The sequence below is a fragment of the Stenotrophomonas sp. Bg11-02 genome, from assembly GCF_002836635.1.
GTDB classification, from domain to species: domain Bacteria; phylum Pseudomonadota; class Gammaproteobacteria; order Xanthomonadales; family Xanthomonadaceae; genus Stenotrophomonas; species Stenotrophomonas lacuserhaii.
Genome location: NZ_PJAY01000069.1, coordinates 128,221 through 140,333 on the forward strand (window position 1 = coordinate 128,221; position 12,113 = coordinate 140,333).

Sequence of the window (12,113 nt, forward strand, 5' to 3'; positions counted from 1 at the left end):
AGCCCTGTGCGCCGACAAGGTCATTGGGCGAGCGGCAGCCAGATCCAGAGCGCGATGAGCGTGGCCAACAGGACGGGGGGGGTGAGGATTAGCCCCACCTTCATGTACTGCCCCCACGTAATCCGTTGGCCCTTGCCGGCAAGGACGTGCAGCCACAGCAGGGTCGCGAGCGACCCAATCGGAGTGAGCTTGGGGCCAAGGTCATTGCCCACGACGTTGGCATAGATCATCAACTCGCGGGTGGCGGCCGGAAGATTGGCCCCGTCGATGGCCAGCGCGCCTACCAGCGTCGCCGGCATGTTGTTCATGATCGATGCGAGACCCGCCACTGCGAAGCCGGTACCGATCGTGGCCACAAAGGTTCCCTGCGCTGCCAGCCACTCAAGCACCGCACTTGCCGCCTTTGTCAGCCAGGCGTTGCCAAGCCCATAGACCACCAGATACATGCCAACCGAGAACAGCACGATCTGCCAAGGCGCGCCGCGCAGAATCTTGGTCAGGGCCATGGTGGCGCCTCGGCCGCCTCTGGCCCAGCGACCTGCAATTGCCATCAGCACCAGCGCAGCCGCACCCGTCACCAAGGCGATGGGGACGCCGAGCGGCCCGGTTACGAAGTACGCAACGAGCAGCGATGCAAGAAGGGGCAAGGCGGCGCGAAAGACTGCCTTGTCGCGGATCGCCTCATGCGGCGCTTCAAGATCGTGGACCGGGTAAGTGCGCGGAATGTCGCGGCGGAACCAGAGCCACAGGACGATCAGCGTGGCACCGACCGACACCAAATTCACCGGCACCATGACCGCTGCGTAGCGTCCAAATGAGACGTCAAAGAAGTTCGCGGTGACGATGTTGACCAAGTTCGAGACAACGAGCGGCAGGCTGGCCGTATCAGCAATGAAACCGCAAGCCACAGTGAACGCCAGCGCACTTACAGGCGGGAGGCTCAAGCGCAGCAGAATGGCAAGAACAATCGGCGTCAGCAGGAGTGCAGCGCCATCGTTGGCGAATACTGCCGCGATCGCAGCGCCCAGCAAGACGACCAGCGGAAAGAGCTTCCGACCATTGCCGCCGCCCCAGCCGGCCACATGCAGGGCAGCCCATTCGAAGAAGCCGGCCGCGTCTAGGATGAGCGAGATGATGATGAGTGCGACGAAGGTGAACGTCGCATCCCAGACAATTCCCCACACCGTGGCGACGTCACCCCACCCGACGACGCCGGTGAGCAACGCTACTGCGGCGCCGGCGAGTGCCGACCAACCGATACCGAGCCCGCGCGGCTGCCAGATGACGAATACAAGGGTGACGACGAAAATCGCGAGTGCAAGCATGCAGCGCTCCGACAAAGGTTAGATGGAGCGCTGATTCACGCGCTTGGACAGTTCTTCGGCGCTCTCAACGCGCTCGGAATAGCGATCGGTCAGATACGCTGAGCGACCACGCACGAGCCAAGTAAACTTCACCAACTCCTCGCATACGTCAGCAACTCGCTGATAGTACGCAGATGGCTTCATGCGCCCGGCCTCATCAAATTCCTGGAATGCCTTGGCCACCGAGGACTGGTTCGGGATGGTGACCATGCGCATCCACCGGCCGAGGACGCGCAGCTGGTTTACCGCGTTGAAGCTCTGCGAGCCGCCGGACACCTGCATCACCGCCAAGGTTTTGCCTTGTGTTGGGCGCTTGGCGCCGTCGGCCAGAGGAATCCAATCGATCTGCGCCTTCATGATCCCGGTCATGGCGCCGTGGCGTTCCGGGCTGACCCAAACCATGCCTTCGGACCAGTACGCGAGCTCGCGCAACTCACCCACCTTCGGATGATCCGGGGTGGCTCCGTCAGGCAGTGGCAAGTCATGCGGATCGAAGATTCGCACCTCGCAGCCGTACCAGCGCAAGAGTCGGCCGGCTTCCTCTGCCAGCAGCCGGGAATAAGAGCGTTCCCGCAGCGAGCCATAGAGGATGAGGATCCGGGGCGGGTGCTTGGGGTCACCGGGCCCAGCTAGTACGTCGACGTCAATCGGTGCAAGTTGCGTTGCGTCGATGCTCGGCAGATCTACGGCGATGCGATCGATCACGTCGACGCTCCGGCTGGCGTCACGGTTTCGCCGTCCTCCTTGGTGAAGGAGGACACCGGCTTGTTCAGCAGCGCGAGCACCTTCTCGGACGGTCGGCACAGGGCCACGCCCCGGTCGGAAACAACGATGGGACGGTTGATAAGGATCGGGTGCTCCATCATCGCGTCCACCAGTTGTTCGTTGGTGAGCGCAGGATTGTCCAAGCCCAGATCCGCGTAGGGCGTTCCCTTCTGGCGCAAGAGATCGCGAGGCGCGATGCCCATCGCCGCGATCAGCTCGACCAGCTTTTCGCGCGTTGGCGGCGTCTGCAGGTATTCGATGACCTGCGGGTCTTCGCCGGACTGGCGCATCATTTCCAAGGTATTCCGGGACGTGCCGCAGGCCGGGTTATGGTAGATCGTCAGTGTCATGGTGATCTTCTTAAGCCACGTCGGGTTGGGATGATGAGGTGCCGTCCAACTGTCCGATCTCGCCTACCTGCGTCGTCAAGGTCGCCCGCGACAGCGTGTGGATCGGTAGCGCGACGAACGCCTTGATGCGGTTCTCCATGTACACCAGCGCCTGCCGAAATGCGGCGCGCTGCCACATGTCTCCGCGCGTCTCGTGGCTAGGGTCCTCGATGCCCCAGTGCGCGGTAACCGGCTGTCCTGGCCAGAACGGGCACGCCTCGCCAGCGGCCTGGTCGCAGACGGTGAACACGAAATCCATGCGCGGGGCATCCGGCACGGCGAACTCGTCCCATGCCTTGGAGCGCAAGCCCTCGACTGGGTAGTCGGCCTGACGTAGCGTCTCGATCGCCAGCGGGTGGACCTCGCCCTTGGGATGGCTGCCGGCCGAGAACGCATTGAAGCGGCCATCGCCGATCTTGCGAAGGACGCTCTCGGCCAGGATCGAGCGGGCTGAATTGCCGGTGCATAGGAACAGGACGTTAAACGGCTGAGGAAAGCTCACGTGCAGTTCTCCGCGGGACAAGGAGTGACGAGGTTATTGAGGGCGCCGCAGATGTCCGGATTCCCGGAACAGCAGTCCTCGGTGAGGAATTCAAGAAGCTGGCGCATGTCCTCGTAGCTGGCGGCGTACAGGACACGCCGCCCGTCGCGCCACGAACGCAGGAGGCTCGCCCGCTCCAAGGTCGCAAGGTGAAAGCTCATGCGCGGTGGCGGAATCGCGAGCGCTTCGGCAATTTCACCCGACGACATACCGTTGGGACATGCGCGGACAAGCATCCTGAATGCCGCCAGGCGGTCGGAGTGGGCAAGAGCAGACAGCGCTGAGACGGCAGAGTCATCGTTCATTCGCCGAGTCTACAATGATCCTTGTAGGATGCAAATATCAGGGTTCTCTGCGTCGATCAAGCCAGGTGTTGCTTAGGCTGCCAGGCGCGGCCAATGCTGTGAGATACGAACGCTGCTCTACGTGCTTGCGCTGGCAGGCACATAGAGCTGATGCCCCGGGAGCGAACATACGCCGGCGTACACAAATGCCACGCTTTGTCGCGCACGGGTGAAGGCCACGTAGTACTTCGGTGGCGCTGTGATGCGCGCCGCATCTGCCGTGCGCAGGTACTGAGTCAACGGCCCGTTGGGGAATATCAGGACCCGGCTATAAGTGCGGCCCTTGCACTGCCCGAAGTTCACCGCAGGCAGACCGTCGCAGGCATGCCGCCGGTCATGCCGGAGCACTGTGGGAGCAAACTCTCGCATGTACGCAGCAACGTCGCCGGGAGCGACGAGGTAGATGCCATCGTGCCCCGTGACCTCGCCATTGCCTGATTGGGTGCGGGGCATCTGCGGATAGAGCGTGTCAGCCATATCGCACAAGGCTTGGACGCAGCGCAGACTGATTAGGCGGTGATCCAGCTGGCATAAGCCGTCTGACTCCCAGATCTGAAACAGCGCCGCCAGATTGGGTCCACGATACTGGCTGTGCCTTTGCGCATAGTTGGTGGCATACGTCGCCTGGCGCGTATCACCCACCAACGTGATGGCGATATCGCTCTTCAACAGCCGCTCGACCAGATCCAGATCAAAGCCGGCCAGGTCCTGAACTTCGTCGATGTAGAGCTCGTCGTACATGGCCGCCAAGCGCGCCACCACCTGACCATGGGTCAGCTCATCGCAGCGGACAGCAAAGTCGGCGGCCCGGTCCGAATACATTCGGTTGCCTGCCAGGTAGTGGCGCGCCACCTGGGCGCGTGGGGCCCGGTTGTTGGTGACACCTTCTACGAACAGGATGGTCTCGATGCGGGGCTCAGGGCACAGTACCGCCTGGTACGGGCGGATGCACTGGCGCAGCAGGAAGCCATACCAGCTGTGCAAGGTGACATGCGCGGGGACCGCGCCGGCGTGGACCTCAAACGAGCGCCGGATCTCTTCTAGATTTTCCAGCGTGTAGGTGACAATCGCGATGCGGCGGCCGGGCCGCTCCAAGGCCTGCCGGACCAGCAACGTGGTCTTGCCCGAGCCGGCCGCCGAGAGCAGGACCCGGTTAGGTGATGGCACGCTGGACATAGTCCGGAAACCTGATTGAGTGCGGGCTGTTGAAGATCGCCAGGGCCGTATCGGTCTTATGGCCCTTCATGTACTTGAGCAGCGCCACCACATCGGCAAACGTCTTGCCCAACACGGTATTGAGTTCGGCCAGCGAGTTGGCTTTGATCAACTGCTCTTCTAGCGATGGGGCGCTTTCGTCGGAATCGTAGTAGATCGCCGTGAGGTGCTCTGCATAGCGTTCCTGCACAATGGCGATGTCGCCATCGTTGTCGGTGATCACCTTGGCCCGAATTTTCAGTCGATCGGCAATCTGCAAGAAGCGTTTGAATGCCAGCGATTTGACCGAGATGATGTCTACTCCATGGGCCATCGGTGCCACGCCGTGGTGGTCACTGTAAGCACGCTGCACGATCAGCTCATCAGATGGCCCTTCCACCAGGATCGCCTGTTTGGCCAGGATCAGCCGCAGCGTGTCGTGACCAGGCAGCTTCATGAAATAATCGTGGGTATCGCTCGGCAGCTGGTCCAGCTTCATCTGGCCTTGCGCGCTGAACAGGATCACGTTGTCCACGCCCAGCTTGTTCAACACGAAGCTGCTGTGGGTGGCGATGATCACCTGCTGGGCGGTGGAGAGGGCCGCAATCTTGTCGATCAGCTGGGTCATGCTGGAATAGGAAAGATGGTTCTCCGGCTCCTCGATCAGCAGCACGTGAGCCGCGCCGGCCGCGTGCATCGCCAGCTTCATCTTCACCGCGCTTTGCTCGCCCTTGCCGGCCTGGGTGAACGGGAGCTCATCCAGGTAGGGTGACAGGCTGGTTTCCCACGTTGAGCGCGGCGATGTGTCCACCCCCACCGTCAGCGCCCGGTGGCTGATGTCCCCGGTGTGCTCGGTCAAGTAGGCATTGATCGCTGCCACATCCGCTTCTTCGGAAAAGCTCTGCCGCATGCGGCGGAAGCTCAGCGACAGCGAGACGCGCTGCGCAGGCGTCAGTGCCTGCTCGATGATGCCGGCGATATAGCGATCGGCACCGGACAAGGTCTTGATGCCGTGCGTGTCGATGATGGTCGAGTCGAACGGAATACTGCGGGCGGTGACGCCATTGTTGGCGAAGGAGTACCAGCGCACCGTGTAGTACTCCACCGGCAGGCTGACCGCGCCCCGGTGCTGCTGCAGGTAGGCGTTGAACTCCTCGCGGTAGTCGTCGTTGAGCTCGACCAGCAGCCGGATGCCGGCGGTATCCAGACGCAGGGAGTTGTTGGTGCCGCGTAACGACGCCAGCGCGGCGTCGGCGCCCAGATAGGCTTCGATGGAGATCCGTGGCGGCGGGGCCGGCGTGCCCGTGGCAAGCGCTCCCAAGTACTCCTGCACCGTGGGCTGGTGGAACAGGTAGGGCGTGAGCTCGTAGGCAAGATTGCGCCCATGCAGCTGGCCGGTGACCACCGCGTGGATGGCCTCCAGCAGGGTGGACTTACCGACCTCGTTGTCGCCCACCACCAGGTTCATGTGGGCATTGAGGGGCAGGTCCAGATGGCGAAACGACTTGAAGTTGTCGATGACGATACGTTCGATCGGCATGCACAGTCCTTTGATGGCCAACGGGCTCGGTGGCGGAGCCTACCTACGCCCTGGCTGGCTTCCTTCCGCTCTGGGCCATACTACCCAGCGATCGCCGCCTTGGGCGGTTTCGTACTGTTTTGGCGGCTGGAAATGGCCGAAACGCCTGTTACGCGGGATAATTCAATATTATCCCGCGTGATAGACACGTCTTGTGATCCTTGTATCGGCGTACGAAATAGTATGTAATTACGTGGTATGTAATACATTACGAAATAACCGGGAGACGGTCATGGCGCGAAGTGGGCTCTACAAATCCGATGTGCAGCGGGCCCGCGATGCCTTGGTGGCGCAGGGCAAGCACCCCTCCGTCGATGCAGTGCGGGTGGCGCTGGGCAACACCGGCTCCAAGACCACGATTCACCGCTACCTCAAGGAGTTGGAGGAAGAGGACGGCCAAGGCGTGGGCGCCAAGGTCGCGGTCAGCGAGGCGCTGCAGGACCTGGTCGGCCGGCTTGCGGCGCGCCTACACGAGGAGGCCGAAGCCGCCATCGCAACCGCCCAGGAACGCTTCCAGGCGCAGCTACAGGAGCGCGAGACCGTCTTGGAGGCCTCGCGGCAGGAGGCGGCCGCGTTGAGCACGCACTTGCAACGCACCGAAACTGCGTTGCAGGCCGAGACCGAGGCGCACGCGCAGGCACGGGAGACCCTCGCCGAGGCGAACACCACGGTGCGGCAGCTTGAGGAACGCATCGCCGGGCTGACCACCCGGGTGGCCGAGCACGAGGCGCACGCCCGCTCGCTGGAGGAGAAGCACCAGCACGCGCGCGAGGCGCTGGAGCACTACCGCACCTCGGTGCGGGAGCAGCGCGAGCAGGAGCAGCGTCGGCACGAGCAGCAGGTGCAGGAGTTGCAGGTCGCGCTGCGCCAGGCCAACGAGACGCTGACCGCCAAGAACCACGAACTGCTGCAGCTCAACCGCGACGCCGGGCGCCTGCTCGAGCTCAATGGACGGCTGGAACAGGACCTGCGCCAAGCCCGCGAAGACGCCGCAGGGCAGCAGCAAGCGCTGGACGGCCTGAAGCTGCTGGCCGCCGAACACACCGCGCTGCAGACCCGCTGGGCCGATGACACGCACCGTCTGGACACGCTGCGGGACGAATTAACCGTTGCACACGACGCATTGGAGCAGGAACGCACCCATCGGCAGCAGGCCCAGGCCGAGGCCGCGCGAGTCAGCGCCCACTTGGAAGCCACGCAAGAGTTGCTCGAGCGCTTCAGCCCGGCGGCCGAGCCCCAGCGCCGCAAGCCGCCGCGCACGACGGCGAAATAAATGTCGTCGCCAGCGGTTTAGTTATCGAACGCGGCATCCCACGAATATTGCCGACCCGCTATCTATACCCACGCGTTGCCGTGTGTATTCATCTGCTGTTTACGTGTGCCTGTATATATAGTGCACATGTCTCTCCGTGCACTCCTGATGCGGTTTTTTCTGATCGTGGCCTTGTTGGCCAACGGTCCGGGAATCGCTGGTGCATCCATGCACATGGAGCACCTGCGCGGCGCGGCGGACGCCGCCCATGTGACGGCGTCGCAGACAGTGGCGGAGGCTATGGCCGCCTGCCATGGTGTCGCAGTGATCGCTCCGGTGACCGACGACCATCATCACCCACAGGCTGCTGACCAGACCGGGACAGCACCGCCATTGGACGATTGTTGTGAGACCGGCAACTGCTGTGCGTGCATGCACCATTGTTCCGCAGCCATCGCCGGGTCGACATTCGCCGACTTCACCGTCCGGCACCGGCAAACTGCCGAACCGTTCCTGTCGGTGCGCGCCTCCGCGGTCCTGACCAACCTCTTCCGACCTCCGATCGGCTAAGTGTCGCTATGCGCCTTCTAAGGCGCTGATGGACCCTGTCTGCTGCTCCGCACAGACGGGGTAACGCTCGCCTTGCGAGCCCTCGACCTTTCCCGGAGTTCCCATGTCATCCGATCTTTTCGGCCGCGCCGAGGGGCTGTCCTCCCCGTCGCGCCGCCACTTTGTCCAAGGCCTTGCCGCCGGAGGCGCCGTTGCAGCCCTCGGCCTATGGCCCCGCTCCAGCTGGGCCGTCAAGGCCGAAGGCGTACCCAACGTGCTCTCGGGCACCGACTTCGACCTGACAATCGGCGAGACCCCGATGAACTTCACCGGTGCCACGCGCCCGGCGATCACGGTCAACGGCTCGATTCCGGCGCCGCTGCTGCGCTGGCGCGAAGGCACCACCGTCAACCTGCGGGTCCGCAATGCCCTGCCCCCCGGCTCGATCCATGGTAACCAGACATCGATCCACTGGCACGGCATCCTGCTGCCGGCCAACATGGACGGCGTGCCCGGGCTGAGCTTCGACGGCATCAACCGCGGCGACACCTACCAGTACCGCTTCAACGTCGTGCAGGGCGGAACCTACTGGTACCACAGCCACTCCGGATTCCAGGAGCAGGCCGGCCTGTATGGGCCGCTGGTGATCGAGCCGCTCGAGCCCGAACCCTTCGCCTATGACCGCGACTACGTGGTCATGCTGTCGGACTGGACCGATCTCGATCCGCGCCACCTGTTCGCCAGGCTCAAGAAGCGGTCGGATTTCGACAACTACGCCAAGCAGACGGTCGGCGACTTCTTCGACGACGTTAAGCAGCGCGGCTGGGCCCCCACGGTCGAAGACCGCAAGATGTGGGCGGGCGCGATGCGGATGACGCCGACCGACCTGTCGGACGTCAATGGCAACACCTACACCTTCCTCATGAACGGCACGACTTCGCTCGGTAACTGGACCGGCCTCTTCCGGTCTGGTGAGAAGGTCCGCCTTCGCTTCATCAACGGCTCCGCGATGACGCACTTCGACGTGCGCATCCCGGGTCTGAAGATGACGGTGGTCGCGGCCGACGGCCAGTACGTGCATCCGGTCACGGTCGACGAGTTCCGCATTGCCACCGCCGAGACCTTCGACGTCATCGTCGAACCCACCGGGCAGGATGCGTTCACCATCTTCGCGCAGGACCTGGGGCGCACCGGCTACATCAGCGGCACCCTCGCTGTCCGAGACGGTTTGCGTGCACCTGTGCCCGACGTCGGTCCCAAGCCGCTCCTCACCATGGACGACATGGGCCACGGCGGAATGGGCGGCGGCGGTCACGACATGTCGTCGATGTCCAATAGCGCAATGGCTGGCATGGACCACAGCGGCCACGACATGTCGTCGATGGCCGGAAGCGCAATGGCCGGCGGAAGCATGGCGAGCATGGATCACGGCGCCGGCGGAATGCAGCAGCACCCGACCACCGAAACCGGCAACCCACTCGTCGACATGCAGACGATGACACCCGCGCCCAAGCTGGACGATCCGGGCATTGGCCTGCGCGACAACGGCCGACGCGTGCTGACCTACGCCGATCTGCGCAGCACGTTCCGCGACCCGGACGGCCGCGCACCCAGTCGCACGGTCGAGCTGCACCTGACCGGCCACATGGAGCGCTTCGCCTGGTCGTTCAACGGACTGAAGTTCGCTGACGCGGAACCGCTGCGCCTGAACTACGGCGAGCGCATGCGGATCGTGCTGGTCAACGACACGATGATGTCGCACCCGATACACCTCCACGGCATGTGGAGCGACCTCGAGGACGAGTCCGGCAACTTCATGGTGCGCAAGCACACCATCGACATGCCGCCAGGCACCAAGCGCAGCTACCGGGTACGCGCCGATGCGCTCGGCCGCTGGGCCTACCACTGCCACCTGCTCTACCACATGGAAGCCGGTATGTTCCGCGAAGTGCGGGTGGAGGAATGAACGCCATGACCCTATCCCGCCGCTACCCACTCACCCTCGGCTTGGCCACCGCATTGCTCCTCACTGCCGGTGTCGCGCCGGCGCGGGGCCAGGAGACAGATCACGCCTCGCACCAACCGGCAGCGAAGCCGACTGCCACACAGTCGCCGGCCAAGCCGGTTGACCCACACGCCAGCGACCATGCGCACCACGCAACCCCGTCAAAGCCGCCGGTGGCACCGATGGAACATGGAACGCAGGATCACGGATCCATGGACCACGGAAACATGGACCACGGCGCCATGAACCAGGGGGCGGCGGGCCCTGCCGGCAGCGATCACTCCACGATGGACCATTCCTCGATGGATCACTCTGGAATGGATGGATCGAACATGGACCATTCGGGCATGGACCACGCTTCCATGGGCCACCAGGTAGGTGCCAGCCAGGATCTCCCGGCCACGGCCGAGCCACACGAGCCTATTCCTGTCGTCACGCCGGCTGATCGCGCCGCGGCGTTCCAGGACCTCGACGAGCACCTGATGCACGGCGAATCGATCCACTCCTATTGGGCGCTTGATCGGCTTGAGGTGTGGGACGCGGATGAAGACGGCACCGGTGTGGCTTGGGAAGCGATGGGCTGGGTCGGCTCCGACTTGAACCGGCTCTGGCTGCGCAGCGAGGGCGAGCGCGTTGGTGGATCCACCGAGTCCGCCGACGTGGAGGTCCTGTACGGCCGCGCCATCGCCCGCTGGTGGGATGCGGTCGCCGGTTTCCGCCATGACTTTGGCTTTGGTGGCGGCCCGTCCCGCACCTATGCGGCGCTCGGCGTGATCGGTCTGGCACCGTACATGTTCGAAGTCTCAGCCACGGCGTACCTGGGCGAGTCCGGCCAGGTCGGGATCGGGGCGGAAGCCGAGTACGAAATGTTGTTCACCAATCGACTGATCGGCCAGTGGCTGATCGAAGGTGAGGCCTGGAGCAAGGATGATCCCGAGGTCGGAATAGGCAGTGGGCTGAGCACGGTCGAGGCCGGGTTCCGCCTGCGCTACGAGTTCCATCGTCAGTTCGCTCCCTATGTCGGGGTGGTGTGGGAGCGTGCCTACGGGGGAACGGCGGACCAACGTCGCGCGCAGTCCGGCGACATCGACGACACCCGGATCGTTGCCGGCGTTCGAATCTGGTTCTGACAGGCAACAGGACATTGAAACCCGACACACCCGAAGCGCGCCTGACTGATCGGCGCTTCCGCGGATCAAGCACATATCACTGATTTCCTGGAATCCACGCATGAACGCAACCGCATCCTCCTTCACCCTCGCCTTGGTGCTGGCCGTCGTGTCACCCGCAATGGCGCAGGCGACACAGTCGCATGCACATCACGCCGCCGCGGCATCCGCGGTCGTGGACGTCCCAGCCGCCGCAGAGGCCGCGGTCGCCGTAGCGGAGCGCTTTAACAGCGCCCTGTCCAGCGGCGATCTGGCCACGGTCGAAGCCCTGCTCGCTGCCGACGTCCTCATCCTGGAGTCCGGAGGCGCCGAACGCAGTCGCGACGAGTACATGGCCCATCACGCCACCAGCGATGCAGCGTTCCTGAAGGGCGCCCACCGCCAGCTGCTCCGTCAACGCGCTCGCACCGCGGGTGAGTTCGCATGGGTCGGAACCGAGAGCGAGCTGCATGCCCAGAAAGACGGCAAGCCCCTGACCGTCCAGAGCGCCGAGACGATGGTGCTGAAGGAGACCGCGGATGGCTGGCGGATCGTCCACATCCACTGGTCCTCGCGGACCAAGCGTTGAGCGGAGAATCCGAAATGAATGCTTGCAGATTGAACCGACTCACGTGGGTGGCACTTGCGGTCGCCGGTCTGGGTGCTTGCACCCAGGCGGCTTCACCCGCGCAATCCACCATCGCGCCCACCGCACAGGTTTTCCCGGGGACAGCCGACGCGATTCCTGCAGCCCTGCCACGCATGACCGTCCACAAGACCCCGACGTGCGGGTGCTGCGGTGCGTGGGTCGACCACGTGCAGAAGGCGGGATTCACCGTGGATGTGCACGACATGGATGACCTGGGTCCGGTCAAGGAGCGGTTGGGTGTCCCCTATGCAAAGGGCTCCTGCCACACGGCCGAGATCGGCGGATACGTCATCGAAGGCCACGTTCCGGCCGCGGACATCAAGCGTCTCCTCGC

The 12,113-nt window shown here is 63.8% G+C and carries 13 protein-coding genes; 6 read left to right on the forward strand and 7 right to left on the reverse strand.

Annotation, left to right across the window (positions count from 1 at the left end; genetic code table 11):
• Positions 1-20 precede the first annotated feature (20 nt).
• The 7 genes from CXG43_RS17095 to CXG43_RS17125 form a co-directional block, all read right to left on the reverse strand.
• Positions 21-1,325, reverse strand: a complete 1,305-nt coding sequence (locus CXG43_RS17095) for an arsenic transporter (RefSeq protein WP_101101139.1) — start codon at positions 1,323-1,325, stop codon at positions 21-23.
• An 18-nt stretch (positions 1,326-1,343) separates the two neighbouring features.
• A complete protein-coding gene (gene arsH, locus CXG43_RS17100) occupies positions 1,344-2,069 on the reverse strand; it encodes an arsenical resistance protein ArsH (protein WP_101101141.1) in 726 nt (241 codons plus the stop codon).
• The gene (gene arsC, locus CXG43_RS17105) at positions 2,066-2,479 is read right to left on the reverse strand and encodes an arsenate reductase (glutaredoxin) (RefSeq protein ID WP_101101143.1); all 414 of its coding nucleotides are present in this window, start codon (positions 2,477-2,479) and stop codon (positions 2,066-2,068) included. The genes arsH and arsC overlap by 4 nt, the downstream gene beginning before the upstream one ends.
• A 10-nt stretch (positions 2,480-2,489) precedes the next feature.
• Complete coding sequence (locus CXG43_RS17110) at positions 2,490-3,020, reverse strand: arsenate reductase ArsC (protein ID WP_101101145.1); 531 nt, start codon at positions 3,018-3,020, stop codon at positions 2,490-2,492.
• Positions 3,017-3,364, reverse strand: a complete 348-nt coding sequence (locus CXG43_RS17115; RefSeq protein WP_101101147.1) for a metalloregulator ArsR/SmtB family transcription factor — start codon at positions 3,362-3,364, stop codon at positions 3,017-3,019. The genes CXG43_RS17110 and CXG43_RS17115 overlap by 4 nt, the downstream gene beginning before the upstream one ends.
• Positions 3,365-3,481: 117 nt before the next feature.
• On the reverse strand, positions 3,482-4,579 hold the full coding sequence (locus tag CXG43_RS17120; RefSeq protein ID WP_101101149.1) for a UvrD-helicase domain-containing protein: 1,098 nt from the start codon (positions 4,577-4,579) through the stop codon (positions 3,482-3,484).
• Positions 4,557-6,137, reverse strand: a complete 1,581-nt coding sequence (locus tag CXG43_RS17125) for an AAA family ATPase (protein WP_101101151.1) — start codon at positions 6,135-6,137, stop codon at positions 4,557-4,559. Before CXG43_RS17125 ends, CXG43_RS17120 begins: the two co-directional genes overlap by 23 nt.
• 271 nt (positions 6,138-6,408) lie before the next feature.
• Here CXG43_RS17125 and CXG43_RS17130 point away from each other — a divergent pair, with 271 nt between their 5' ends.
• The 6 genes from CXG43_RS17130 to CXG43_RS19515 all read left to right on the forward strand — a co-directional run.
• Positions 6,409-7,449 carry a DNA-binding protein gene (locus tag CXG43_RS17130; protein ID WP_101101153.1) on the forward strand — a complete coding sequence of 347 codons (1,041 nt, stop codon included), beginning with the start codon at positions 6,409-6,411 and terminating at the stop codon, positions 7,447-7,449.
• Between the two features lie 147 nt (positions 7,450-7,596).
• Entirely contained in the window at positions 7,597-7,998 is a 402-nt protein-coding gene (locus CXG43_RS17135) for a CopL family metal-binding regulatory protein (protein WP_157824983.1), read from the forward strand.
• Positions 7,999-8,101: 103 nt separating this feature from the next.
• On the forward strand, positions 8,102-9,943 hold the full coding sequence (locus tag CXG43_RS17140; RefSeq protein WP_101101157.1) for a copper resistance system multicopper oxidase: 1,842 nt from the start codon (positions 8,102-8,104) through the stop codon (positions 9,941-9,943).
• 251 nt (positions 9,944-10,194) lie between these two features.
• A complete protein-coding gene (locus CXG43_RS17145) occupies positions 10,195-11,112 on the forward strand; it encodes a copper resistance protein B (RefSeq protein ID WP_269801249.1) in 918 nt (305 codons plus the stop codon).
• 100 nt (positions 11,113-11,212) lie between these two features.
• On the forward strand, positions 11,213-11,719 hold the full coding sequence (locus CXG43_RS17150) for a nuclear transport factor 2 family protein (protein WP_101101159.1): 507 nt from the start codon (positions 11,213-11,215) through the stop codon (positions 11,717-11,719).
• 29 nt (positions 11,720-11,748) lie between these two features.
• On the forward strand, positions 11,749-12,113 hold a 365-nt coding region (locus tag CXG43_RS19515; protein WP_232767853.1), incomplete at its 3' end, for a DUF411 domain-containing protein.

Coding starts and splice junctions, on each gene's coding strand:
- CXG43_RS17145 (WP_269801249.1), top strand. CDS start 10,195: ATGGACCACGGAAACATGGACCACGGCGCCATGAACCAGGGGGCGGCG.
- CXG43_RS17140 (WP_101101157.1), top strand. CDS start 8,102: ATGTCATCCGATCTTTTCGGCCGCGCCGAGGGGCTGTCCTCCCCGTCG.
- CXG43_RS17130 (WP_101101153.1), top strand. CDS start 6,409: ATGGCGCGAAGTGGGCTCTACAAATCCGATGTGCAGCGGGCCCGCGAT.
- arsC (WP_101101143.1), bottom strand. CDS start 2,479: ATGACACTGACGATCTACCATAACCCGGCCTGCGGCACGTCCCGGAAT.
- CXG43_RS17115 (WP_101101147.1), bottom strand. CDS start 3,364: ATGAACGATGACTCTGCCGTCTCAGCGCTGTCTGCTCTTGCCCACTCC.
- CXG43_RS17135 (WP_157824983.1), top strand. CDS start 7,597: ATGCGGTTTTTTCTGATCGTGGCCTTGTTGGCCAACGGTCCGGGAATC.
- CXG43_RS17150 (WP_101101159.1), top strand. CDS start 11,213: ATGAACGCAACCGCATCCTCCTTCACCCTCGCCTTGGTGCTGGCCGTC.
- CXG43_RS17095 (WP_101101139.1), bottom strand. CDS start 1,325: ATGCTTGCACTCGCGATTTTCGTCGTCACCCTTGTATTCGTCATCTGG.
- CXG43_RS17120 (WP_101101149.1), bottom strand. CDS start 4,579: ATGTCCAGCGTGCCATCACCTAACCGGGTCCTGCTCTCGGCGGCCGGC.
- CXG43_RS17125 (WP_101101151.1), bottom strand. CDS start 6,137: ATGCCGATCGAACGTATCGTCATCGACAACTTCAAGTCGTTTCGCCAT.